Here is a 25,402-nt window from a genome sequence, read left to right as displayed (position 1 = left end):
GTGGCCGGTCCGGCCCGGAGAGATCATGGCGACTTCCATTCAGCCCGACCCTTCCGTCATCGGTGGCGTCCCGACGCCGCCGCTGGCATTCCTGCCCGATCCGGACCGCCTGTTCGCGACGCGCGCGCGGCGGTTCCTGTTTCTGGCCGAACACGATCCCCGACTTGGCCCCTATCTTGCCTTCCTTGGCGAACTGACCGCGCTGCAGGCGCGTCTGGTCGACGAACTGCCAGAACCCGATCCGATCCCGGCCGAACGGATTGAACAGGCCCGCACCTATCGCATGCCGCCCATTGATCGCGAGGCTCTGGCGACCGATGAGGTGCTGCACGAAACGCTGATGACGCTGTGCGATCAGGCGCAGGCACTGGACATGCCGCAGCCTGCGAAACTGGCGCTGCAGGCGGTGCTGGCCTCGGATCTGGCGGACCGGCACTGGCTGCTGGAAAACATCCTGTCGGATCGCATCCCGGAAGACAGCGCCGCCCCGCATTTGTTCGCCGCTGCGGCGGTGCAGGTTCACATGGGGCGGCTCGCTGCATCGCTGGATGCATCATCGCTGGTCCCGATCCGCGCCGGCACCTGCCCCACCTGCGGGGGTCGTCCCGCGACGTCCAGCGTGATGGCCGCGCAGGGCATCGAGAATGTGCGCTATGCCACCTGCGCCTGCTGCGCGACGCAATGGAACGAGGTGCGAATCAAGTGCCTGTGCTGCGGATCGACCAAGGGCATCAGCTACCGCTCGGTCGAAACAGACGAGGCGGCGGTGAAAGCCGAAATCTGTTCCGAATGCGATAGCTGGGTCAAGATCATGTATCTGGGCAAGAACCACAGCCTCGACCCGATCGCCGACGACGTCGGCAGTCTGGGACTGGACCTTCTGATGAAGGAGACGGGCTTTGGTCGCGGTGGGGTAAACCCCTATCTGGCGGGATATTGATGACGGGGTTTCGCGCCCTGCCCTCGGTCGATCAGCTTCTGCAGTCGGACATCGGACACGCGCTGATCGAAGAGCATGGCCGCACTGCGGTCACCACCGCCGCCCGCGCCCGGCTGGACGCGGCACGGGTCGCAATCCGCGATGGCGCCTGCGGCGACGATCAGGCCGCCCGGCTGCCGGATCTTCTGGCGGCAGACCTGGCCCAGGCTGCGCGATCCACGCTGCGTCCGATGCTGAACCTGTCCGGCACGGTACTGCATACCAATCTGGGCCGCGCGATTCTTGCGCCCGAGGCAATCGAGGCAGCCCGCACAGCGATGGCCGCGCCGCTGGCGCTGGAATTCGATCTGGACGGCGGCGGACGCGGCCAGCGTGACGATCATCTGCGCGGATTGCTGCGCGAACTGACCGGCGCCGAGGACGCAACCATCGTCAACAACAACGCCGCCGCGGTGCTGATCGCGCTGAACACCTTCGGTCAGGGACGCGAGGGGATCGTCTCGCGCGGGGAACTGATCGAGATCGGTGGCGCGTTCAGAATGCCCGACATCATGGCCCGCGCGGGCACGCGACTGGTCGAGGTGGGCACCACAAACCGAACCCATCCGCGCGACTACGAAAGCGCGATCACCGCCGACACCGGCGTGATCATGAAGGTGCACACATCTAACTACCGCATCCAGGGATTCACGTCCGAAGTGCCCGCGCCGCAACTGGCAGGGATCGCCCGGGCGGCGGGCATACCACTGTTGAACGATCTGGGCGCTGGATCGCTGGTGGATCTGTCCGCCTATGGGCTTCGGCGCGAACCGACCGTTGCCGAGGCGGTGGCCGAGGGCGCCGATCTGGTCACATTCTCAGGCGACAAGCTGCTGGGTGGGCCGCAGGCGGGGTTTATCGTGGGGCGTCGCGACCTGATCGCGCAGATCAACAAGAACCCGCTGAAGCGTGCGCTGCGCCTGGACAAGATTCGCATCGCCGCGTTGCAGGCGACACTGCATCTGTACCGCGACCCGGATCGTCTGCCCACACGTTTGCCCACCCTGCGCGATCTGTCGCGGCCCTACGACCAGATCGCCGCGCAGGCGGCGCGACTTGCCCCAAAAATCGCCGCACTGCTTGAACCGCTAGGATATGCAGCACGACCATGCGACTGCGACAGCCAGATCGGCTCGGGCGCCCTGCCGGTGGATACGATTCCATCAGCCGGGTTGCGGTTGACGGGTCAGGGCGGGGACGCACCGGATCGCCTGTCGGCGCATCTGCGCGCCCTGCCGTGCCCGGTCATCGGCCATATCCGTGACGGCGGGCTGATCCTGGACCTGCGCTGCCTTGATGACGACGACGCCCTGCTGGACGCGATGGCAGCGCTATGATCGTCGGAACGGCAGGCCATATCGATCACGGCAAGACTGCGCTGGTCAAGGCGCTGACGGGAACCGATGCCGACCGGCTGGCCGAGGAAAAGGCGCGCGGCATCACGATTGACTTGGGCTTCGCCTATGCAGATCTTGGGGGTGGCGCGATCACCGGATTTGTCGATGTGCCGGGGCATGAACGTCTGATCCACACCATGCTGGCGGGGGCGGGCGGCATCGACATGGCCTTGCTGGTCGTCGCCGCGGATGACGGGGTGATGCCGCAAACGCGGGAACATGTGGCGATCCTTGACCTGCTGGGGATCACGCAGGGAATCGTGGCGCTGACCAAATGCGACCTTGTCGATACCCCACGGCAAGCACAGGTGACGGCCCAGATCCGTACCGCGATCGCCGGAAGCGGGCTCGCGGATGCGACGATCCTGCCGGTCTCCTCGCGGGAGGGAAAAGGGATAGAGGCACTGCGCCTGGCGCTGCGAGAAGCCGAGGCCGGGATCGCCGCGCGCCGCACCGAAGGTGCGCTGCGCCTTGCGGTGGACCGCAGTTTCACGTTGCCAGGAACGGGCACGGTGGTGACGGGCACTGTCGTCAACGGTCGCGTCGCTGTCGGCGATCAGGTGATTGTCAGCCCGTCGGGCCTTAGCGCGCGGGTGCGTGGCATTCACGCGCAGAACCGCGAGGCGACCCAAGGATTGGCGGGGCAGCGTTGCGCGCTGAACCTTGCGGGCGAGCATGTCACGAAAGCGGCAATCCGACGCGGCGATGTGGTCTTGGCCCCGGCGCTGCACGCGCCGACCGACCGGATCGACGCGACCCTTACCGTTCTGCCGACCGAGCCGAAGCCCGTCGGCACCTGGTTTCCAGCCCGTCTGCACAGCCACGCGACAGAGGCCGGAGCACGGATCGTGCCGCTGGCAAATCCGATCCCACCGGGCGGCAGCGGGCCGGTGCAGATCGTCCTGGATCGGCCCGTCGCCGCGTTGGTGCTGGACCGGTTCATCCTGCGTGACGTGTCGGCCAGCCGGACCATCGGCGGGGGAGTGTTCCTCGACCTGCGCGGGCCGGCGCGAAAACGCCGCGCGCCGGATCGGCTTGCCCTGATCGCTGCGGCAACGGCCCAGGATCCGGCCCAGGCACTGTCTGCGATGCTGGCCATCGCGCCGGTCGATCTGAACGTCTTTAGCCGTGATCGGGGCCTGTCCGAGGACGCGCGCGATGACGCCATCTCGATCAGTTCTGCCGAACGGATCGGCGAGCTTGCGTTGTCTGGCACGCAGCTGAATGCCCTGCGCACACAAATGTCCGAAAACCTTGCCGAATTTCATGAGGCGAACCCGGACTTGCCGGGTCTGGGCCGCGAGAAGCTGCGGCTATCGCTGCACCCCAGGCTGCCCAAGCCTGCATATCTGGCTTTCCTTCAGTCTGAGGCGGAAGCGTCCCGCATCGTGCTGGATGGTGCCTTCGTTCGCCTGCCGGGGCACGAGGTAAAGCTGTCCTCAGACGATGAGGCGCTATGGGCGCGGATCGCCCCAGCGCTGATCGGCGAGAACCGCTTTCGGCCACCGCGTGTCCGCGATTTTGCGGGTGAACTGGACGTCGACGAACGCGAAATCCGTCGCGTCATGAAACTGACCCAGAAACTTGGCCGAACCGATCAAATCGCACGCGACCATTTCTTCGCGCGCGCGGTCACGGCCGAGATGGTCGAGATCGCACAGGACGTGGCAGCCGCGTCAGAGGATGGATGGTTCAGCGCGCCTGCATTTCGCGATCGCGTCATGAACGGCCGCAAGGTGGCCATCGAGATCTTGGATTTCTTCGATCGTCTGGGCGTGACCTTGCGCCGGGGCGATCTGCGTCGCATCAATCCACACAGGGTGGATCTGTTCGGCGCATCCGGAAGGGAATCGTCCCCGGTGGGGCGGCCGGTCTTCAAAACCGGTTGGGGCAGCGAGCCTGTCCCGGGTGGGTTCGACTCCCATTCCCTTCCGCCAGTTTCTCTCCGAGAACCTGCGAACCGAGGCTCGACCTAGCAGTCGGGAAGGCCGGCCAAGTCCTGCGAGGCGGGCTTCGGCTCATCCTGCGGCTGACCGGCGGGTTCGGGCCGTCCCTGCAGATCCAGCCCGCGCGCCGTCGGGGCGTGCCACGTCACCGATGACGGCACTGCGCCCTGCGAATTCGTACCGATCTGTGACCCGCCGGTCCCGCCCGTCCAGCCGGTACTGCCGGAATTGCCGGGCGCGGTGCCGTCCTCGGACGGCTGCGGCTGAGTCGCAGGCAACGCGACGCCCGCGTCGTCGGCGCATTCGCCGCCGGTCGCAACGTCGGGCTGCGATTGGGCCAAGACCCCTGTTCCGCCCAGCATCAAGGCGACGGCCGCGATACCGCCGAACTTCACGATTGAATGGGTTGTCATGGCTTCGCCCCCTCTTGTGCCGGGAATTGCTTGAACGCCCAACGCCTGTGCGGCGCGACGGTTCCGTCGGCCGCCAAGCTATCTGCTTGCAGAGCATGGCCCCGAAGAATAGAACTGCGGAAATTTTCAGGCCGCCGCTACCCGGCGGCCCTTCTTGCTATGAGGACGATGATGCAGGTCAAGGAAACCCAGAACGAAGGTCTGAAGCGGGGCTACCAGTTTACCCTGCCCGCCGCCGAGCTGGCCGAGACGGTCGACGCCAAGCTGAAAGAGGCGCAGCCCGAGGTCGAGATGAAGGGCTTCCGCAAGGGCAAGGTCCCGATGGCGATGCTGAAGAAGCAATTCGGCCAGCGCATCATGGGCGATGCCATGCAGGAAGCCATCGACGGCGCACTGCGCAAGCATCTTGAGGAATCGGGCGACCGTCCCGCCGCCCAGCCCAAGATCGAGATGGAGAACGGCGAGACCTGGAAAGAGGGCGACGATGTCGTCGTCAACGTCTCGTACGAATCCCTGCCCGAGATTCCCGAGGTCGATCTGGCCAAGCTGAAGCTGGAAAAGCTGAGCGTTCCGGCAGAGCAGTCCGCGATCGACGAGGCGCTGGAAAATCTTGCGAAATCGGCTCAGAACTTTGACGATCGCCGCAAGGGCAGCAAGGCCAAGGACGGCGATCAGGTCGTGATCGACTTCAAGGGCTTCGTGGACGGCGAGGCGTTCGAAGGCGGCTCGGCCGAGGATTATCCCTTGGTCCTGGGATCGAACAGCTTCATCCCCGGCTTCGAGGAACAACTTGTCGGCGCAAAGATGGACGAAGACGTTACCGTCAACGTCAAATTCCCCGACGAATACGGCGCGCCGCATCTGGCCGGCAAGGACGCGACCTTCGAATGCAAGATCAAGGCCGTGAAGGCCCCCAAGCCCGCCGAGATCGACGACGAGTTGGCCAAGAAGTACGGCGCCGAGGATCTTGAGGGTCTGAAAAAGCAGATCGCCGAGCGGCTGGAACAGGAATATGCCGGCGCTGCGCGCGCGATCATGAAGCGCGCCCTGCTGGACCAGCTTGACGATCAGGTGAAGTTCGATCTGCCCGAATCGCTGGTCGAGGCCGAGGCCGGGCAGATCGCCCATCAGCTGTGGCACGAGGAACATCCCGAGGAGCAGGGCCACAACCACGGCGAAATCGAACCCACCGACGAGCACAAGAAACTGGCCGAGCGTCGCGTGCGTCTGGGCCTGCTGCTGGCCGAAATCGGTCAGAAGGCCGAAGTGCAGGTGAGCGATCAGGAAATGACCCAGGCCGTGCTGCAAGCCGCGCGCCAGTATCCGGGCCAGGAACGCGCGTTCTTCGAATTCGTCCAGCAGAACCAAGCCGCCCAGCAACAGCTGCGCGCCCCGATCTTCGAAGACAAGGTCGTCGATCACATCGCCGAACAGGCGAAGGTCGAGGAAAAGCAGGTCAGCAAGGAAGAGCTGGAAAAGGCTGTCGAGGCGCTGGACGAACTTTGATCCGCGCCTAACTAGCAGTCCCCCGAAAGCCGCGGCACCCGCCGCGGCTTTCTTCGTTTCGCGCCATTCTGCGGCCGCGTTGCCCGACGGGCCAAAGTCTTCTGCAGGGACGCTTGCGCCAAGAAGAAGCCTTAGGCGCGCTTGCGGGTCCGCGTCGCTAGACCTATCTTGCGTTCATGTCCGGTTCCCTCAATCTCATGAAGCTGTGCGTCGGCGCCGAAGGGCCCGATGATCTGTTGCGCTGGCAGCAGCAGCGGTTCGGCGACGCGCCTGCCTGCCATGTTACACGCATGTGGCCCAGGCGAGAGGCCGAGTTGCTGGACGGCGGATCGATCTATTGGGTCTTCAAGGGTGTGATCCTGGCGCGACAGCGAATCCTGAGGCTGGACGAGCGGATCGGTGACGACGGGATCCGGCGCTGCGCGCTTGTCCTGGATCGGAATCTGGTTCGGGTCGGCGCCGTTCCCCGAAGACCGTTTCAGGGTTGGCGTTATCTGGACGGAAAGGACGCCCCCGCCGATCTGCCGGAAGGCCGCGGCGCCGAAGAAGCGCTGCCGCCAAGCGTGGCGGCGGCGCTGTCCGAGATGGGGCTGGTCTGAACGTCGCTCAGTAACGCGCGGCCATTTCCGCCAGCGTAAGCGGCCGGATCTTCGAGGCGTTTCCAGCCGTTCCGAATGCTTCGAATCGCTGCTGGCACATCTCGGCCATCATCGTCATGGCGGGCTTGAGATACTTGCGCGGGTCGAACTCGGACGGGTCCTCGGTCAGGGTCTTGCGGATCGCGGCGGTCATCGCCAGCCGGCTGTCCGTATCGATATTGACCTTGCGCACACCGAACCGGATGCCGCGCTGGATCTCCTCGACCGGGACGCCCCATGTCGGGCGAATGTCGCCACCATGGGAATTGATGATCTGCTGCAGATCCTCGGGAACCGAGGACGATCCGTGCATGACCAGATGGGTGTTCGGAATCCGCGCGTGGATCGCCTCGATGACATGCATCGCAAGGATCTGGCCGTCAGGTTCGCGGGTGAACTTATAGGCCCCGTGGCTGGTCCCCATCGCGACGGCCAGCGCGTCAACGCCCGTATCGGCCACGAAACGCGCGGCCTCGTCGGGGTCGGTCAGAAGCTGATCCTCGGACAGCTTCTCGGTCGCGCCGTGGCCGTCTTCCTGATCGCCCATTCCGGTTTCAAGGCTGCCCAGCACGCCCAGTTCACCCTCGACCGACACGCCGCAGGCATGGGCCATCTCGACGACGCGCGCGGTGATGTCGCGGTTATAGTCGTAATCGGCCGGCGTCTTGCCGTCGGATTTCAGGCTGCCATCCATCATCACGCTGGTAAACCCGTTCTGGATCGCGGTCGCGCAGGTCGGCAGGCCGTTGCCATGATCCAGATGCATGCACAGGGGAATTTGCGGAAAGGCACGCGCCAGCCCGGCGATCAGCCCGGCCAGCACCTGATCGTTGGCATAGGACCGCGCGCCCCGGCTGGCCTGAAGGATCACCGGGCTGTCGGTCCGGGCAGCCGCCTGCATGACCGCAAGCCCCTGTTCCATGTTGTTGATGTTGAACGCCGGCACCGCGTAGCCGTGCTCGGCTGCGTGGTCCAGAAGCTGGCGAAGCGTAATCATGGCCATCGGATCTATCCTTTGTTGCCGGCGAGATAGGCGAGAATCGTGTCCACCTCGTCCGTGGCGCCGAAGATCAGGGGGGTGAAGTCGTGCAGCCCGCGCGGCCGACGGTCGAGGATCGGGACCTGCCCGTCACTGGCCGCGCCGCCCGCCTGTTCGATCAGAAAGGCGATGGGCGCGCATTCGTAGATCAGCCGCAAGCGGCCATGCTCATATCCAGCGCGGCCATCGGCGGGGTAAAGAAATGCGCCGCCCTTCAGTAGGATACGGTGCAATTCCCCCACCGCGGCTGCCAGCCAACGCATGTTGAAATCGCGCCCTCGCGGCCCGTCGGCGCCCGCGCGCAGATCGCGCAGCCATGCCTGCAGTCCGGGCGACCAATGCCGTTCGTTCGAGGCGTTATAGGCGATGGTCGAGGTGGCGGGTTTCAGCGTCACGTCATCCCGGACGACGCGGAAATGGCCCGCCGCCGCATCAAACCCCGCGATCTGAACGCCCTGCCCGAGCGACCAGCCGAAATCAAGCGAATGACCGAAGGACGCATATCCCGCCGCCACGATGGACCGACCCGTTCGCAGAAACCCCTCTGGCGCGGCAGGCAGGACCGAAAACAACATCCCCAACGGCGCGCCGACGCCGATGCTGCCCGATCCGTCGATCGGATCGATGGCGACGTCGAACAGGCCGTCATCGTTCAGGGTGATGATGTCTTCCGCCTCTTCCGACAGAACCTGCCGGACGCCAACTGTGCGCAGCGCGTCCAGCATGTGGCAATGGGCCGCGACATCCAGCGCCTTCTGCTTGTCGCCGCTGTCATTGATGCCGACGATGGCCTCGGGATCGCCATGCAGCCGCCCCGCGGCAAGCCGCGCGGCCAGCGGCGGCAGGGCCTGCGCCAGTGCCAACACGACGGCGCCGGGACCGTCCTGCGTCAGCGCATCATGGATCGGTCGGCCCCGCGCGGGGCCGTCATCGGGCAGTTTCAGCATGGCGACGTTCCGAGGGTCTCAGCCCTTGTTGTATTTCGCATCGACCTGGTCGATGGCATTCACGTTACCGGCCGATTTGCCGGCAGCGTCGAAGTTCATCGTCTCGGCCAGCCAGGCATCGGCGATGGTCTTGGCAACCTCGGCGCCGATCACACGCGCGCCCATGGTGATGATTTGCGCGTTGTTCGACAGCGCGGCGCGTTCCGCCGAATAGGTGTCATGGGTCAGCGCGGCGCGGATGCCCGGCACCTTGTTGGCCGCGATGCAGACGCCGATGCCGGTGCCACAGACCAGGATCGCGCGGTCATATGTGCCGTCCAGAACCTGCGACGCCACCCGGTCGGACAGGTTGGCATAGAACGCATCCGGACCAGCGTCGGTCCGGCTGATTTCAGACACCTCATGCTTGTCCTTCAGGTAATCGGCCAGAATCTTGGCCAGACCTTCGCCCGCGCTGTCGCCTGCGATAGCCAGTTTCATGTCGTCACTCCTTCAGATTTTCGCGGCGCAGCGCGCCAGAATGTCCAGATATCCCTCGACCTTCCAGGCCGAGCGTCCGATGAACAGCCCGTCGATATGCGGGCATTGGATCAGTTCCTCGCAGTTCTGGGGACTGACCGAGCCGCCATAGAGGCAGGGCAGCTTGCGACCCACGACGTTCCGGGCAACCGCCGTGATATCGGCCTGCCGCGCATCGGCATAGTCGGAGGTCGCGGGAATGCCGTTCACGCCGATGGCCCAGACGGGTTCATAGGCCAGAAGGATCGGCGCCGCTTTCTGATCCTCTGTCAGCCGCCCCAAGGCACCACGCACCTGCGCCTCCAACACATCCTGGGCGCGACCCGCCTCGCGTTCGGACAGGGTTTCGCCGATGCAGATCAGCGGGATCAGCCCGTGACGGATCGCGGCCTCGGTCTTCAGTCCGACGGTTTCATCGGTTTCGCCAAAATGCTCGCGGCGTTCGCTGTGGCCCAGTTCGACGATGTCGAGGTTGCAGTCTTTCAGCATCACCGGGCTGACCTCGCCGGTCCAGGCACCCTCATCAGCCCAATGCATGTTCTGCGCCCCGACCTTGACGCTGGTCCGGTCCAGCATCGCCTTGACCTCGCGCACGGCGGTAAAGGGCGGGATGACAAAGCGTTGAATCCGGTCGTCGCGATCGGCATCGGCGGCGGCCAGCCCTTCGGCAAAGTCGCGCGCCTCTGCCAGCGTCTTGTTCATCTTCCAGCTTGTTCCAATCCAGAACGTCATGTTGTCAATCCTCGGTGGGTTGGGCGCTGGCGATGGTCAGGGCGATGCCCGCGCGATCCAGTGCCGCACGATCTTCGGGCGCCGGGGGCGCGTCGGTGATGATGGCGTCGAATTCGGACAGATCGGCCAGCAGGTGCAAGGCCGGACGACCGAAACGCTGATGGTTGACCAGCAGCACGCTGCGTTCGGCACCAGCCATCATGGCGCGCTTGGCACGCACCACGGGTTCGTCCATGTGGAAGGCCTGCAGCCCCGCAAGCGCCGGGGTCGAGATGAACGCGATATCGGCGCGCAGCCGGGCCAGCGCATATTCGGTCACCAGCCCGAAATAGCCGTTGAACTTGGCGCTGTAAGCCCCACCCAGCGCGATCAGCGTGACCCGTGGCACATCCTTTAGATGATCCAGCACGGCGGCGTTGTTGGTGATGACGGTCAGTGGCGCCTTATCGGCCAGTCGCGCCCCCAGCAGCGACGCCATCGAACCGTCATTGACCATGACGCTCATCCCCGGCTCGACCAGATCCAGCGCGACATGGGCCATGCGCGACTTGGCGCTGCTGTCCTGCAACTCGCGAATGCGGAAATCGCTTTCGAATTGCGTTCCCGCCTCGATGGTCGCGCCGCCGCGCACCTTGCGCAGCAGTCCGGCCTGTTCCAGATCGTCCAGATCGCGGTGGATTGTCATTTTCGACACCGCGAAGCGGTCAGCCAGATCGTCCAGATCGACGGCCCGGTCTTCGACCAGAATATCCATGATGGCCTGTCTGCGTTCGTCGCGTTTCACGGCAACCTCCTGGCCAATTCCGTTTCGCCAATGATGTTTTTAACACCCACATCACACAATGCAACATAATTTTTGTGACTTTGTGATTTTATCTTGTGATTTATTGCGTTCGCGCGTATCACGCTCGCAACACAGGAGGACCGAACATGCCCTTGGATACCCCGAAAGACCCTGCAATCGCCGAAAAGGCCGCGCGAGACCCGGAAAACTTTGCCTTGGCAAACTGCATTCGCGCGCTGTCGATCGACGCGGTGAACGCCGCCAATTCCGGCCACCCCGGCGCGCCGATGGGGATGGCGGATGCCGCGACCGTGCTGTTCCGCAACCATCTGAAATTCGACGCGTCCAACCCTGACTGGCCGGATCGCGATCGTTTCGTGCTGTCGAACGGCCATGCCTCGATGCTGCAATACAGCCTGCTTCACCTGACCGGTTATGCGGACATGACGCTGGATCAGCTGAAGAACTTCCGGCAATGGGGCGCGATCACTGCAGGCCACCCCGAATACGGCCATGCCAAAGGGATTGAACTGACAACGGGTCCGCTGGGTCAGGGCCTGGCGATGGCGGTCGGCATGGCGCTGGCCGAACGTCGACTGGCGGCCGAGTTCGGCGACGACCTGGTCGATCACCATACCTATGTCTTTCTGGGCGATGGCTGCCTGCAGGAAGGTATCGGGCAAGAGGCGATCAGCCTTGCCGGTCACCTGGGGCTGGGCAAGCTGATCGTGCTTTACGACGACAACAGCATCACCATCGACGGACCGACTTCGGTCAGCTTTTCCGAGGACGTGCCAGCCCGCCTGGCCGCCTGCGGCTGGCATGTGCAATCCTGCGACGGTCATGACGGCCGCGCGCTGGACGCCGCGATCACGGCAGCGAAGGCCGAGGCGGGCAAACCCTCGCTGATCGCGATGAAGACGGTGATCGGGTTCGGCTCGCCCAACAAGGCCGGCACCTATTCCGTCCACGGCGCGCCGCTTGGCGCGGACGAGGCCGCGCTGACCAAAGAGGCGCTTGGCTGGTCGGCGGCCCCCTTCGAAATTCCGGCAGATCTTGCAGCCGAATGGCGCAGGATCGGCGCACGCGGCGCCGATGCCCGGACCGCATGGGAAGAACGGCTGGTGGCCAAATCGAGGGATGTGCGGGACGAATTCACCCGTCGCCTGTCGGGTAGACTGCCTGCCGACTACGATTCCGTCGTCAAGACCTCCCGCGACCGGCTGTTCGCGGAACCGAAAAAGGCCGCGACCCGCAAGGCCAGCCAGATGGCGCTGGATCCGCTGACCGAGGCCGTGCCCGAAATGATCGGCGGATCTGCCGATCTGACCGGATCGAACCTGACCCGCGTCAAGGCCGTGGACAGCCAGTATTCCCGCGAGGCGCCGGGCCGATATATCGGTTATGGCGTGCGCGAATTCGGCATGGCGGCAGCATTGAACGGCATCGCGCTGCATGGCGGCTTCATCCCCTATGGCGGCACCTTCCTGGTGTTCTCGGACTATTGCCGCAACGCTATCCGGCTGTCGGCGCTGATGGGCATCGGCACGATCTATGTGATGACGCATGACAGTATCGGTCTGGGCGAGGATGGCCCGACCCACCAGCCGATCGAGCATCTTGCATCCCTGCGCGCTATTCCGGGCCTGACCGTGCTGCGCCCCGCCGACACGGTCGAGACGCTGGAGGCGTGGGACATCGCGATCCGCAACCGCAAGGTTCCGTCGCTTCTGGCGCTGTCGCGTCAGGACGTGCCGCAATTGCGGACCCAGGCGGGGGACGAGAACCTGACCGCCAAGGGCGCCTATATCATCCGCCAGTTCGGCGAGGGCCGCGACGTGACCCTGATCGCCACCGGAACCGAGGTCGCACTGGCCGTCGAGGCCGCCGAGGCGCTGCATCAGGACGGCATGAGTATCGCCGTCGTCTCGATGCCGTCATGGGAACTGTTCGACGCCCAGCCTCTGGACTATCGCAAGGCCACCCTTGGCGACGCCCCGCGCATCGCCATCGAAGCGGCGGGCAAGTTGGGCTGGACCCGCTATGTCGCCAGCGAGGATGACGTGATCGGCATGACCGGCTTTGGCGCCTCGGCCCCCATCGACCGCCTCTATCGCGAATTCGGCATCACCAGCGACGCGATCATCGCACGTGCGAAGGCGCTGGCCGGCAAGTAACCTCGCGCCGGGGCTGACCTCGCGGCCCCGACGCCTTTCCTTGCGCGCGCGAAAGCGCGCGCCCCGGGCCCAGTGGCAACGACCGGGCCGGGCTTTGCCCGGCCCGTCCCCTTCATCGGTCACAAGGGGGGATCTCAGATCTGGTCGCCGATCAGGGCAGTGGCGGTCAGTTCATCGGTGATCAGACCGTTGACATGGCCGCTGTTCAGGACAGCCCGCAGTCCCGCGACCTTGGCCGGTCCCCCGGCGATCACCACGATCCGGCTGCCTGCCGGACCGGACAGATCCACGGACAGCGTACGCGCCGACAGCGTGGTGTGCAGCACCCGCCCCTTCGCGTCGAAGAAATGTCCCAGCATCTCGCCCATGCCCCCCGCTGCCTCGATCTCGGCGATCTCGCGCGGTTCGATCATCCCCGAGGCGACCAGTTGGGCCCCCGCATCCGCCGTGCCCATGCCCGCGATCTTCAGCGACGCGGCATTCGACAGATCGAAGATCTCGCGCACGCCGGGTTGCGCCAGCAACACCGCCCGATCCTTCTCGGAATTCGCGAAGAACGGCACCGGCAGCACGAATGCCTGCGCCCCGGTCTTCTCGGCAAGGCGATGCATCACGTCATGGGGGTTGGCCGCGTAGTTGCGCGTCAGCCCCCCAAGCAGGGACACGAACCTTGCGTTGCTTGCGTCGAAACGCGGTAACTGATGCACCGCCGCCGCAAGTGTTCGCCCGTGGCCAAGGCCGATCACCCGATGCTCGCCCCGTTCGATCTGGCGACGCAGGAAGGCTGCACCGGCAAGCCCCAGGGCGCGCAGCGGAATGCCATTCTCGCCCAGATCCGGCGCGACCTCGCAGTAATCAAGTCCGTATCGCGCGCAAAGCCGGTCCTCCAACATCGCACATTCGACGATCTCGCCATCGATCGACATCTTGACCACACCATCCGCGACCGCCCGCGCGATAAGCCGATGCGCCTTGACCGACGGCAAGCCAAGCCGCTTGGCGACCGCCGCCTGTGTCAGCCCGCCAGCGTAATGCAGCCATGCCGCGCGTATCGCGAGGCTTTGTTCCGGATCGATCCCGCCGCCGCGCGCCATCAGCCGGCCGCCTGCATCAGCGCGCGCAGATCGTCCGGCGACAGGACCGCCGGGTTCGCCTTCATCGAAGACGACGCAGCGGCGGCCGTGGCGGCCGCGTCCTGTGCCGTGCTGTCGATGCCAAGTTCGGACAAAGATGGAAGCCCGGCGGCCCGAGACCAGTCGGACATGACCCTGGCCGCCTGGGCCAGGGATGCTTCGGGCACCCCGAAAGCCTGTCCGATCCAGCGCCCGACCTGATCCAGCCGTCCGGGGTCAGCGACCGCGCCACGATTCGCGATCAGCACATGCGGCAGCAGCGTTCCGCAGATCGCGCCGTGCGGGGCGCCTGTCAGGCCACCCAACGGACCGGCCAGTCCATGCACCGCACCAAGCCCGGCATTGGCCAGCGCCAACCCGCCGCACAGGCTGATCCAGGCCATATCGTCGCGCGCGGCAGGGTCCTCTGCCTCGATCAGACGACGAATGGCGGCCAGCCCGCGCGGGATCGAATCGCGGCACAGGGCATCTGTCATCGGGTTGGCCCGGGTGCTGACATAGGGTTCGATCACCTGGGTAATCGCATCCAGCCCCGAGGCAAGTGTCACGACGCGCGGACAGCCATCGGTCAGCGCCGGATCGACGATGGCAAGGCGCGGCAACATGCGGGCATCGCGCAGGCTGACCTTGCGGTGGTGTTCCGGCACGCCGATCACAGCGTTTCGTGTAACCTCGGCGCCGGTGCCCGCCGTCGTGGGCATCGCAACAAAGGGCAAGGGCGCGCGATCCAGCGCAAGACCGCGCCCGACCACCTCGAGATGATCCAGCATGGGGCGCGTCGCGGGCATCAGCGCCGCAACCGCCTTGCCCGCGTCGATGACGGCACCGCCCCCCATCGCCACCACGACCTGCGTGCCTTCCGCACGCGCCGCAGCCACACCTGCCTCGATCATCGCCATGTCGGGTTCGCGGTCAACGGCAAAGCCGGTGACGTGGCAGCCGCTTGCCGCAAGCCCCGCGCGCAAGCCGGCGCTGCGTGCCGGGTTGCTGCCATGAACCAGAAGCACGGCACGTCCCAGTGCCGCGATCCTTGACGGTGCGCTGTCCGCCTGCCCCCGGCCGAACAGGATCTCGGTGGCAGTGGCAAAGGCAAATGGCTGCATCTGTCGCTCCTGCAAATTCTCGTCGGCTCAGATATTCAGCTTATCGGCCCCTGTGTCGATATGCGGCGCCCAGAAAGCGACGCTTTCGGCGATCTGGGGGATCACTTCGCGATCATTCGGCTCTCTCTCCTTGAAGCTGAGTTCAAGGCAGATCTCGTTGTCGGTCGCGCCACCTTCGGCAAGGGCCGCAAGCAATGGTGCGGGCTGGATGCGGCCGCGTGCGTTGAAATCGGCGGTGAAGGGGCGATGCCCCCCCTTGTCCATCAGCGACTGCTTGATGTGGATGATCGGGCTGACCTTCGGGACGGCGCGCGCCCAGGCATAGGGATCGTAATCATCGGGATTATCGCTGGTCACATCGCCGTGGTCGATATCCGCCATCATCCACATCGGCACCGCCATATCTGCCGCCGTCAGCCGGCGCTGCAACTTAAGACATTCGGCGATCGTCTCGCCGAACTCTCGCCCGATGCTCATCGGTTCCCAGAAAACATAGTCCAGACCGGCGGCCTTGGCGTGGTCTGCGACCTCGGCCCAGCAATCGATGGCGATGCGGATCAGATCTTCGCGCCGCGCCGGGTCGTCGTAATCGCGATAGGTGAAGATTGCGAACTGGGTGCCGACGCTGGTTCCGCCCAGATCTGCGTTGATATCCGCGAAAGTCTTGAACCAGTCCACATAGTAGCGACGCACATCGCGGTCGGGATGACCGAAATGGTTCAGCCGCCCGTAGGGACCGGTCATGCCGCTGGTCACGCGCACGCCGGTGCGATCCAGCGCCGCACCCATCTGTCGGGTCAGCCGCCGGATCACCGGGGCGGGCCAGGAAGGGTTGATGAACTCATGGGTCAGCTGCAGGTCGCGGATCCGCAGATCACGGGCGACCGTATCAATCAGGTCATCGGGATCGGCAAAGCGATTGACCAGCGGATTGGTGTTCAGGGACAGCGTCAGGGGCATGTTGTTTCCTCAGGCCGCCTTGGCCAGATCAGAGGCATTGAACCAGTCGGAAAAATCCTTCCGCTGTGCATCGGTCAGGTGCAGATAATGCTTGGTGCGCCGGCACAGGATGTCTTCAGGTCGCTGCGCCCATTCCCTGGCGACAAGATAGCGGGCTTCTGCCTCGTACAGCTGGCCACCGAAATGGCGGCCCAGATCGTCAAGGTTCATCGCACCTGCGACGACATCCTTGGTCCGTGCGCCATAGAGGCGGCCATAGTGATGAACCAGCTTGCGTGGCATCCATGGATGCAGTTCGCGCAACAGGTTGGCATAGCTTTCGTAATCGGCATTGGCGATTTCGCCGCCGGGCAACGGGGCGGTCTCGGTCCAGTCGCCGCCCATCTGCGGAAAGATATCCTTCAGCTTGTGCATGCCGCGTTCGGCCAATTCGCGGAAGGTGGTGATCTTGCCACCGAAGATATTCAGCAGCGGCGCTCCACCGGTCTGGTCCAGGTCAAAGACGTAATCGCGCGTCACTGCCGAAGGGTTGCCCTGCCCGTCGTCAAACAAGGGGCGCACGCCCGAAAAGGTCGTCAGCACGTCAGATCGACGCAGCTTCTCCTTGAAATAGCGGTTCACGGCGTTCAGCAGGTAGTCGATCTCGGCCTCGTCGGCGGCGACATCCTCGGCCCGGCCGTCATAGGCGATATCGGTGGTGCCGATCAACGCCTTGTCCCCCTCGTAGGGGTTGATGAAGATGACGCGCTTGTCGTGATTCTGGACCAGATAAGCGTTGTTGCCCGGCCAGAACTTCGGAACGATGATATGGCTGCCCTTGACCAGTCGAACATTGCGCGATGAATTTGCGCCGGCGACCCGGGTGATGAAATCGGTGACCCAGGGCCCTGCACAATTGACCAGACAGCGGGCGCGGAAGGTCCGAGTTTCGCCAGTCGCCTCGTCGCGGGTCTGGACTGTCCATGCCCCGTCTTGGCGGCGGGCCGAGATGCAGGGGCTGCGAGTCAGAACCTCGGCCCCTTTCTCGGCGGCATCCACGGCGTTCAGCACCACCAGACGCGCATCGTCGACCCAGCAATCGCTGTATTCAAAGCCCTTGGTGTATTGATCCAGCAGCGGCGCACCTTCCGGATCGCGGGACAGGTCCAGCGTGCGCGTTCCGGGCAGTTTCTTGCGTCCGCCCAGATGGTCATACAGAAACAGCCCCAGACGGACCAGCCATGCAGGGCGGTCCTGCGGGCTGTGGGGCAGGACGAAACGCATCGGCCAGATGATATGGGGGGCCGCACGCATCAGCACCTCGCGCTCGATCAGGGCCTCGCGGACCAGCCGAAACTCGTAATATTCCAGATAGCGCAGGCCGCCATGGACCAGCTTTCCGGACCGCGACGAGGTGCCTTCGGCCAGATCGTCCTTTTCACACAGCACGACCTTCAGGCCACGGCCCGCCGCGTCCCGCGCGACACCGGCGCCATTGATGCCGCCGCCGATCACGAACAGGTCGATCATGTCGCTGTCATTGCTCATCCTGATTTCCTTTCGAATATGCGGCGCGGGCGGCGGACAGCGCGTCCCACGCGGGCGGCAGCGCCTGTCGCGATGCCGCGAAGGCCGGGAACAGTCGGTCATAGGCGGCAACCAGATCGGTGTCTGGCGGCTCGGCTGGCCCCAGCAACGGGGTGACCCATTCGGCGATACAGGCATCCATGTCCGGGTAGGCGCCGATGGCGACCGCCGCCATCATCGCCGCCCCCGCAGCCCCGGCCTCCTCCCGGTCAGAGACGCGAACAGGCGCGTTCAAACTGGCCGACATGATGCCGCGCAACGCCTTCGACCGCGCCGCGCCGCCGGTCAGGCGCAACTCTCCCGGGAGCGGGCCCATTGCGGCATAGCAGTCGCGCATCGCCATCCCCAGCCCCTCGGCCACGGCGCGAATGAGGTCAGGATAGCGGTGGCTGGCATTCAGCCCGGCAAAACCGGCGCGAGCGGCGGCGTTGACGAACGGACCGCGTTCGCCCGCCTCGGAAATGTAGGGGTGATAGACGATCTGGCCCGGCCGGGACTGGGCCAGCCAGCCATCCATATGCGCGATCAGGTCACGATGCGTCACCGCCGCCCCCATGTCGGACATGATTCCGGCCGCGACACCCAGAATCCAGTCCAGGTTCAGCGTTGCCGCCATGTTGGTCTGGACCTGCGTGACCATATCGGGGATCGGCAGGCAGATCACATAGCCGGTGCCCTCGGCGTTCAGATGCACCCGATCCGGATGCACCGCACGCAGATGCACCCCGGTAGAACCGACGGTCGAACAGGCGACATCGCCCGGCGCGCCTCCATGGACGCCTGCGCCAAGCGCGGTCATCACCATGTCCACATAGCCAAGGCAGACCGGCGTGCCCGCACGCAATCCGGTCTGGGATGCCGCATCTTTCGTCAGCGGATGGGTGGTCCGCGTGCCCTCGATGATCTCGGGCAGCAAGGCGCGGCGATGGGTCAGGCCAAGCGCTTCGATAACCGAATCATCATAGGTGCGGCTGCGAAAGTTTCCGAAGGTGAAGCTGGCCTCGGAAGGATCGGTTGCGCGAATGCCGGTCAGGTTCAGATAAAGCCAGTCCTTGCAATGCAGCGCGACCTGTGCGCTGTCCAGCAGTTCCGGAGCGTGCGCGTCCATATGCGCCATCTGGGCGCCCTGCTGGCAGGTGTTCAGTCCGGTTCCCGTTGCCTCGAACCGCGCGCGGTTGCCCGGTCCGGCGGCCAATCGTGCGACGGTCGGCGCGGCGCGTGCATCCAGCCAAAGCCAGGCATCACCGACCGGGCCATCGCGACCGACCAGCCAAGTACCATCACCTTGCGCGGTGACCGACAGTGCGGCCGTGCGGCCCGCAAGGCCGTCGATCTTTTCGCCAAGCCCGCGCAACGCGGCGGCGCAATCGTTCCAGGTCTGTGGCAGAGACTGCGTCGCGCTGCCATCGGCACCGGCATGATAGCGATTCGGCACGGATGACGACGCCAGTTGCCTGCCGGCCAGGTCAAACGCCACCGCCTTGATGACAGACGTGCCGGCATCGATTCCGACCAGAATATCAGCGCCCTGCATGGATCGCCCGTGCCTTTCCCGTCATCGCCACAGCGCGAATCATCCGACTCTCCCCCGACTTGACCGCCACCAAACTTATGATGCCAACAATATACCACATACCTATCATAGTGAACGTATTTTTTTACGGACATAGCAATTTATTTCATGTAGGCTACAAGGTGAGGAGGACGACCGCCCGACCCCGCGCCAAATGCACAAGCGCAGCCAGAACACCGCGCCAAGCGCACCTGATCAGCCGAGATTGCCGAATGATATCTTCATACTTTCCCGGACTTCATGGCCGACAGCCTTTCAAACATGGATGCAGGGAGCGGAGAGCAAATCGGGATAAGCTCTGAGGTTCGAAATTCAGCCCCAGCCACCCCGCGGATGCGTCAGGCGCCGAACCCAGTAGGCTATAATTATCCTTATTGACTATCTTTATCACATTGCGATAACATGCACGAACGGATCGGCCCGACCATTCGCAAGTTAGACGGTGCCGGCCCGAAAAGAGGGAGGACAACATGCCCATGTTCTTGCGGCCCCTGTGTCGACCCCATCCGATTCGCCGCCGACGCGCCGCGTCGGCCCCGCCCCGCAATTCGCATTTCGAGGCTTGCACATGACACACGGCTCTGCCCCGACCTCTCCTGCACCAAAGGCTCCGGCGCCGTCGCGCCGAGGGCTGATCATCAGCGCCGCCGTCGCCGTCGCGGTTGTTGCCGCGATGGCACTGGACACCACGGTCGTTCAGGTCGGCTCTGACGCCGATGTGCGGGCGCAGGCCTTCTCGCCAGACAATTATGGCCAGACCGAATTCCCGCGCATCGCGGAATTCGTGAAGGGCAAGGCCGTTGACGCGGCTACGCTGGCCCCCGCCGTTCTGGCCGACAAGGACGCGGCGGCGGAACAATATGGCACCCCTGCATCGACCGGGGCGATCATGTTCACCACCGTCACCGGCACCGTCGGTGAGGGAAAATCGGGCGTCTATACGTTGCAGGCCGACGGTGTGCCCGAAGACATCACCGTTCGCGTCCAGACCGGCCCGGCCATCAACGGCACGGATCTGCGCGACGCACCGGGCGATATCGAATTCGGACAGTTCAAGAACCAGATCGAATACCAGGACGCCGGGTCGGGCATCAATCGCGCCATGAAGGCCGCCGTGCTGGACCCGGTCGACACCTCAAGCCTGACCGGCAAGACCATCACCGTGACCGGCGCGTTCCGCCTGATCAATCCCAAGAACTGGATGATCACCCCCGTCGAGGTCGGCATCCAATGAGCGGCCCCGTGAACGCCGCAGGCGAGATGACACAAGACAATCCCGATGCGCGCGAGGTCGTTCTGGCCGCCCGAAACGTCGCCAAGTCCTATGGTCAGGTTCATGCGCTGAAGGGCGTCAATTTCGACATCCATCGCGGTCAGGTTACCACGCTGTTCGGCGAGAACGGCGCGGGCAAATCCACGCTGATGAAGATTTTGTCTGGTGTGATCCAGCCGACCGGCGGAGAGATCATCCTGGATGGGCAGCCGGTGTCCTTCAGCAATTCGACCGAGGCGCGGGATCGGGGCATCTCGATCATCCACCAGGAACTCAGCCTCGCCCCAAACCTGTCGGTGCGCGACAACATCTTCATGGGTCGCGAGATCATGGGTTCGACCGGCGTGGATTTCGCCGAAGAAGAACGCCAGACCCGCAAGCTGATGGAAGAGCTTGAGGAAAACATCGACCCGCTGACCCCGGTCGAGGAACTGCGCCTTGGTCAGCAGCAGATCGTCGAGATTGCCCGCGCCCTTTCGGTGGACAGTCGCATCCTGATCATGGATGAACCGACCAGCGCCCTGTCGGCCAGCGAGGTCGAGGTTCTGTTCAAGGTCATCCGCGACCTGACCGCACAGGGCGTCAGCATCGTCTATATCTCGCATCACCTGGAAGAGGCGTTGACGATCACCGATCACGCGGTGGTGCTGCGCGACGGCAACATGACCGCCTATGCGCCGCGTGCCGAGATCGATCTGGAATGGATCGTGCGGAACATGGTGGGCGAGAATTACGACCTTGGCAGCCCGCCCGATACGGACATGGGCCAGCCCGCCCTGTCGGTCCGAAATCTGACCCTGCCGGACCCGGCAGGCGGGTTCAATCTGGTCGACGGACTGTCGCTGGATGTCCGCGCGGGCGAGATCGTCTGCATCTACGGGCTGATGGGCGCAGGACGCACCGAACTTCTGGAAACCTGCGCGGGACGGCTGCGCGCCAGCTCCGGCGAAATCGTCCTTGAGGGCAAGGAAATCTCGCATCTTTCCATCGCCGAGCGCATCGCGCGCGGCCTTGCGCTGGTCCCCGAGGACCGTCAGCGCGACGGCCTCGTGCAAACCATGAGCGTGGGACAGAACCTGTCGCTGGCCTCGATCGCCAGCTTCACGAAGGGGCTCTTTACCCAGCGCAGGGCCGAACAAAGCCTGATCGACGCCAGCATCCGCGAAGTGACCGTCAAGACATCCGGCCCGACGGCCGCCATCGGGTCGCTGTCGGGCGGCAACCAGCAAAAGGTCGTCATCGGCAAGATGCTGGCCACGAAGCCGCGTGTCATCATGCTGGACGAACCCTCACGCGGCATCGACATCGGCGCCAAGGCCGAGGTGTTCCGCCTGCTGTCCGAAGAAGCCAGGCAGGGCCTTGCCGTGATCTATTCGACATCCGAAGTCAGCGAATGCCTGTCGATCGCGCATCGGATCATCGTCATGCACAAGGGCCGGATCTCGGCCGAATTCGATTCCAACGTCTCCAAGGAAAAGATCATGGCCGCCTCGGGCGAGTCCGTGGCCGCCTGACGGGCGTGAGAGAGAGGAAGCAACCCATGTCTGCCGCTACGACCACCGCCTCTGCCGCCGACAAGAAGAAGGCCGATTTCAGCATCGGCCGGCTGCTGCTGGAAGGCCGCGCCTTCTTTGCCCTGATCGCGATCATTGTGGTCTTTTCCATCCTGTCGCCGAATTACCTGACGATCAGCAACCTGCTGATCATGTCCAGCCACGTCGCCATCTATGGCATCCTTGCGATCGGCATGCTGCTGGTGATCCTGAATGGCGGGATCGACCTGTCCGTCGGGTCGATCCTGGCGCTGGCCGGGGTCAGCGCAGGCGCGATGATGCAGGGCCTTCAGATCGATGCGGCGGGGGTGATCCTGTATCCGCCGGTCTGGGCCGTGGTAATCCTGACCTGCGTGCTGGGCGCGCTTGTCGGCGCGGTCAATGGCGTGCTGGTGTCGATCTTCAAGGTGCCGGCCTTTGTCGCCACGCTTGGCGTCATGTATGTGGCGCGCGGCGTCGCGCTGCTGATGACGAACGGCCTGACCTACAACAACCTGTCCGGGCGCCCGGAACTGGGCAATACCGGCTTCGACTGGCTGGGCTTCAACCGGATTGCCGGTGTGCCGATTTCGGTGATCGTCTTGGCGGTGCTGGCCATACTGGGCGGGCTGATGCTGTCGCGTTCGGCCTTCGGGCGCTGGCTCTATGCCTCGGGCGGGAACGAACGTGCCGCCGAGTTGTCGGGTGTGCCGACCCGCCGCGTGAAGATCACCGTCTATACGCTGTCGGGCATGCTGTCGGCGATCGCGGGCCTTGTGCTGGCCTCGCAGCTGACGTCTGCCGGGCCGACCGCCGGTGTGACCTATGAACTGACGGCCATCGCGGCGGTCGTGATCGGCGGCGCTGCGCTGACCGGCGGGCGCGGCACGATGCGCGGGACCATGCTGGGTGCCTTCGTGATCGGCTTTCTGTCGGACGGCCTCGTGATCATCGGCGTGTCGTCCTACTGGCAGACGGTCTTCACCGGCGCCGTGATCGTTCTGGCCGTGCTGCTGAACTCGCTTCAATACGGCGGCGGTCGCAAGCGCTGACCCCGCATCCAGGCTTCCCCGCCCGGCGAAATCCAAAGTGCGCCGGACGGAAAGACTGCCCACGGAACAGACCCGCAGGGCAGGTCCATCAACCAAGGGAGAGAAGACAAATGATGAAGATGACACGCCGCCTGCTTCTGGCCGCTGTCGCCGCCGCGCCGCTGATGGCCGGGGCCGCACAGGCCGAGGGGCTGATCTCGATCATCGTGAACGACCCGGCGAACCCCTACTGGTTCACCGAGGGCGAGGTCGCAAAGGCCACCGCCGAAGAACTGGGCTATGACGCCAATGTCGCCGCCCACAAGGGCGACACGAACACCGAAAGCACGCTGATCGACACCGCGATCACCAACCAGTCCAAGGCGATCATCCTTGATCCCGCCAACGCCGACGGTTCGGTGGGCGCGGTCAAGAAGGCCGTCGATGCGGGCATCCCGGTCTTTCTCGTGAACGCTGAGATCAACCAGGAAGGTCTGGCCAAGGCGCAGCTTGTGTCCAACAACGCGCAGGGCGCAGCCCTTGGCGCACAGGCATGGGTCGAGGCCGTCGGCGACAGCGGCAAATATGTCGAGCTGTTCGGCAACCCTGCCGACAACAACGCACAGACCCGTTCGAACGGCTTCGAGACGGTTCTGACCCAGTATCCTGACCTTGAGAAGGCAGGTCAGGAAGTCGGCAATTGGGACCGCACGCAGGGCTACCAAAAGACCCAGTCGCTGCTGCAGGCGAACCCGGATATCATCGGCGTCATCTCGGGCAACGACGAAATGGCCCTGGGCGCGATCGCCGCGCTGAAAGAGGCCGGCAAGCTGGAGCAGGTCAAGGTCGGCGGCTTCGACGGCTCGCCCGACGCGGTGGATGCGGTGAAGGCCGGCGAGATGCAGTACACTGTCCTGCAGCCGGTCGCCGTCTTCTCGGAAGAGGCGGTCCGTCAGGCCGACAACTTCATCAAGAACGGCGAGACCGGCGCGGCCAGCGAAAAGCAGCTGTTCGACTGCATTCTGATCACGGCTGACAACGCCGACAACTACAGCGCACCCTTCGTGCTCGACCAGTGACCTGACGGGGGCGCGGATAGTCCGCGCCCCTTCACCATCCGGTGACGCCGGATCTCGCCTTTCGTGGCATCCGCCGTTATTGCGATGGTCAAAGGATACGCCATGAACGATGCCAAAGCCCCCTTGCCTTCCGCCGACCAGATCGAACGCCTGGTGGCCGACGACCTGCCTTCGGACAGCCGGCAGGCACGCCAGATCGCGCGCCGCCAGCTGATCGCCGAGACGGTGATCGCCGAAGGCACGATGCGGATCGAGGATCTGGTCGATCGTTTCGGTATCAGCCTGATGACCGCCCATCGCGATCTGGACGAACTGGCCGCACGGGGCCTGTTGCGCAAGACGCGTGGCGTCGTCTCGGCGGCGCCGACCAGCCTGATCGAATCAAGCGACGCCTATCGCGAGGCACGTCAAGGCGCCGAGAAATCCGCCATTGCCGCGCTTGCGGTGCAGCAGATCGAACCCGGACAGGCGGTGTTTCTGGACGACTCGACCACCGTCTCGCGCATGGTTCCGCACCTGGGGGCCAAGGTGCCGCTGACGGTCATCACCAATTCGCTTCTGATGATGAACGCCCTCAAGGGCATCCGCGATCTGACCCTTCTGGGTCTGGGCGGGCAGTTCCATCACTGGTGCAATGCCTTCATGGGTCATGTCACCACTCAGGAAATCCGCAACCTGCGCGCGGACACGGCCTTCATCTCGCTGTCGGCGATCACCGACGGGATGGTGTTCCACCAGTCGCCCGAGATGGTCGAAACCAAGCGCGCCATGTGGGGCAGCGCCAGAACACGCATCCTTCTGGCCGACCACACGAAATTCGAACGCCGGGCGCTGCACGCGATGGGTCCGCTGGACGATTTCGACATGGTGATCGTTGACGACCTGACACCGCCCCTGCTGATCGACAGGCTTCGCAGTGAAGGCATCAGGATTGTCGTGGCGCCGACCGATCGCGCCGCCTCGTCGGACTGAGAAACGTCCTGGCCTTTTCGCCATGACCGCGCGCGCAGCGCGCGTCCGGCCCAGCGGCAGCGACCGGGACGGGCCCCTGCCCGTCCCGCCCCCTCATCCTGCA

The 25,402-nt window shown here is 64.6% G+C and carries 21 protein-coding genes, 1 tRNA gene and 1 pseudogene; 12 read left to right on the top strand and 11 right to left on the bottom strand.

Translation table 11 applies throughout. The features are described 5' to 3' along the window. The first annotated feature begins 25 nt into the window (after positions 1-25). From fdhE to MU516_RS13235, 4 genes and pseudogenes are all read left to right on the top strand, one after another. Complete coding sequence (gene fdhE / locus MU516_RS13250) at positions 26-940, top strand: formate dehydrogenase accessory protein FdhE (RefSeq protein WP_260277699.1); 915 nt, start codon at positions 26-28, stop codon at positions 938-940. After that, positions 940-2,316, top strand: coding sequence for an L-seryl-tRNA(Sec) selenium transferase (gene selA / locus MU516_RS13245; RefSeq protein WP_260277698.1), 1,377 nt, complete (start codon positions 940-942; stop codon positions 2,314-2,316). Before fdhE ends, selA begins: the two co-directional genes overlap by 1 nt. Then, positions 2,313-4,169, top strand: a pseudogene (selB, locus tag MU516_RS13240) (selenocysteine-specific translation elongation factor); the annotation flags it as partial. The gene selA and the pseudogene selB, both read left to right, overlap by 4 nt. Before the next feature lie 48 nt (positions 4,170-4,217). Next, positions 4,218-4,313, top strand: a tRNA-Sec gene (locus tag MU516_RS13235). A gap of 35 nt (positions 4,314-4,348) precedes the next feature. Here MU516_RS13235 and MU516_RS13230 read toward each other — a convergent pair. Further along, positions 4,349-4,735, bottom strand: coding sequence for a hypothetical protein (locus tag MU516_RS13230; RefSeq protein ID WP_260277697.1), 387 nt, complete (start codon positions 4,733-4,735; stop codon positions 4,349-4,351). A gap of 171 nt (positions 4,736-4,906) precedes the next feature. Here MU516_RS13230 and tig point away from each other — a divergent pair, with 171 nt between their 5' ends. Together tig and MU516_RS13220 are read left to right on the top strand one after the other, a co-directional pair. Beyond that, positions 4,907-6,241, top strand: a complete 1,335-nt coding sequence (tig, locus tag MU516_RS13225) for a trigger factor (protein WP_260277696.1) — start codon at positions 4,907-4,909, stop codon at positions 6,239-6,241. Positions 6,242-6,417: 176 nt separating this feature from the next. Beyond that, complete coding sequence (locus tag MU516_RS13220) at positions 6,418-6,840, top strand: DUF1489 family protein (protein ID WP_260277695.1); 423 nt, start codon at positions 6,418-6,420, stop codon at positions 6,838-6,840. A gap of 7 nt (positions 6,841-6,847) precedes the next feature. Here MU516_RS13220 and fba read toward each other — a convergent pair whose 3' ends face one another. From fba to MU516_RS13195, 5 genes are read right to left on the bottom strand one after another with little or no spacing between them, the layout of a single operon-like run. After that, positions 6,848-7,882: a class II fructose-bisphosphate aldolase gene (gene fba / locus MU516_RS13215; protein WP_260277694.1), complete on the bottom strand. Its 1,035-nt coding sequence runs from the start codon at positions 7,880-7,882 to the stop codon at positions 6,848-6,850. Positions 7,883-7,887: 5 nt separating this feature from the next. Next, entirely contained in the window at positions 7,888-8,865 is a 978-nt protein-coding gene (locus MU516_RS13210; RefSeq protein WP_260277693.1) for a class 1 fructose-bisphosphatase, read from the bottom strand. 18 nt (positions 8,866-8,883) lie between these two features. Next, positions 8,884-9,345 carry a D-erythrulose-4-phosphate isomerase gene (derI, locus tag MU516_RS13205; RefSeq protein WP_260277692.1) on the bottom strand — a complete coding sequence of 154 codons (462 nt, stop codon included), beginning with the start codon at positions 9,343-9,345 and terminating at the stop codon, positions 8,884-8,886. Positions 9,346-9,357: 12 nt separating this feature from the next. Next, positions 9,358-10,116, bottom strand: a complete 759-nt coding sequence (locus MU516_RS13200; protein WP_260277691.1) for a triose-phosphate isomerase — start codon at positions 10,114-10,116, stop codon at positions 9,358-9,360. Between the two features lie 4 nt (positions 10,117-10,120). Then, positions 10,121-10,900 (bottom strand): DeoR/GlpR family DNA-binding transcription regulator, encoded by a 780-nt coding sequence (locus MU516_RS13195; protein ID WP_260277690.1) that lies wholly within the window; start codon positions 10,898-10,900, stop codon positions 10,121-10,123. Positions 10,901-11,046: 146 nt separating this feature from the next. On the opposite strand from MU516_RS13195, the gene tkt reads away from it, so the two are divergent. Beyond that, complete coding sequence (gene tkt, locus MU516_RS13190) at positions 11,047-13,077, top strand: transketolase (RefSeq protein WP_260277689.1); 2,031 nt, start codon at positions 11,047-11,049, stop codon at positions 13,075-13,077. 134 nt (positions 13,078-13,211) lie between these two features. Here the strand turns inward: tkt and MU516_RS13185 are convergent, their stop codons facing one another. From MU516_RS13185 to MU516_RS13165, 5 genes are read right to left on the bottom strand one after another with little or no spacing between them, the layout of a single operon-like run. Further along, a complete protein-coding gene (locus tag MU516_RS13185) occupies positions 13,212-14,171 on the bottom strand; it encodes a sugar-binding transcriptional regulator (protein WP_260277688.1) in 960 nt (319 codons plus the stop codon). Continuing rightward, positions 14,171-15,313 carry an iron-containing alcohol dehydrogenase gene (locus MU516_RS13180; RefSeq protein ID WP_260277687.1) on the bottom strand — a complete coding sequence of 381 codons (1,143 nt, stop codon included), beginning with the start codon at positions 15,311-15,313 and terminating at the stop codon, positions 14,171-14,173. Before MU516_RS13180 ends, MU516_RS13185 begins: the two co-directional genes overlap by 1 nt. Positions 15,314-15,340: 27 nt before the next feature. Then, the gene (locus MU516_RS13175) at positions 15,341-16,273 is read right to left on the bottom strand and encodes a sugar phosphate isomerase/epimerase family protein (protein ID WP_260277686.1); all 933 of its coding nucleotides are present in this window, start codon (positions 16,271-16,273) and stop codon (positions 15,341-15,343) included. Positions 16,274-16,282: 9 nt separating this feature from the next. Further along, positions 16,283-17,800 carry a glycerol-3-phosphate dehydrogenase gene (locus tag MU516_RS13170; RefSeq protein ID WP_260277685.1) on the bottom strand — a complete coding sequence of 506 codons (1,518 nt, stop codon included), beginning with the start codon at positions 17,798-17,800 and terminating at the stop codon, positions 16,283-16,285. Next, a complete protein-coding gene (locus MU516_RS13165; protein WP_260277684.1) occupies positions 17,790-19,373 on the bottom strand; it encodes an FGGY-family carbohydrate kinase in 1,584 nt (527 codons plus the stop codon). The genes MU516_RS13170 and MU516_RS13165 overlap by 11 nt, the downstream gene beginning before the upstream one ends. A 607-nt stretch (positions 19,374-19,980) precedes the next feature. Between MU516_RS13165 and MU516_RS13160 the strand changes: the two genes are divergently transcribed. The 5 genes from MU516_RS13160 to MU516_RS13140 all read left to right on the top strand — a co-directional run bounded on the left by MU516_RS13160 (position 19,981) and on the right by MU516_RS13140 (position 25,299). Beyond that, positions 19,981-20,646, top strand: a complete 666-nt coding sequence (locus MU516_RS13160; protein ID WP_260277682.1) for a DUF2291 family protein — start codon at positions 19,981-19,983, stop codon at positions 20,644-20,646. Then, on the top strand, positions 20,643-22,199 hold the full coding sequence (locus tag MU516_RS13155) for a sugar ABC transporter ATP-binding protein (RefSeq protein WP_260277680.1): 1,557 nt from the start codon (positions 20,643-20,645) through the stop codon (positions 22,197-22,199). Before MU516_RS13160 ends, MU516_RS13155 begins: the two co-directional genes overlap by 4 nt. A 26-nt stretch (positions 22,200-22,225) precedes the next feature. Beyond that, complete coding sequence (locus MU516_RS13150; RefSeq protein ID WP_260277678.1) at positions 22,226-23,269, top strand: ABC transporter permease; 1,044 nt, start codon at positions 22,226-22,228, stop codon at positions 23,267-23,269. Positions 23,270-23,388: 119 nt separating this feature from the next. After that, positions 23,389-24,327: a D-ribose ABC transporter substrate-binding protein gene (locus MU516_RS13145; RefSeq protein WP_425606857.1), complete on the top strand. Its 939-nt coding sequence runs from the start codon at positions 23,389-23,391 to the stop codon at positions 24,325-24,327. Positions 24,328-24,429: 102 nt separating this feature from the next. Further along, complete coding sequence (locus MU516_RS13140) at positions 24,430-25,299, top strand: DeoR/GlpR family DNA-binding transcription regulator (protein ID WP_260277676.1); 870 nt, start codon at positions 24,430-24,432, stop codon at positions 25,297-25,299. Positions 25,300-25,402 lie beyond the last annotated feature (103 nt).

Source organism: Paracoccus maritimus (assembly GCF_025195095.1).
Taxonomy (GTDB): Bacteria; Pseudomonadota; Alphaproteobacteria; order Rhodobacterales; family Rhodobacteraceae; genus Paracoccus; species Paracoccus maritimus.
The sequence above is the reverse complement of the archived record's forward strand: the minus strand, read 5'-3'. Positions and strand labels throughout refer to the sequence as shown.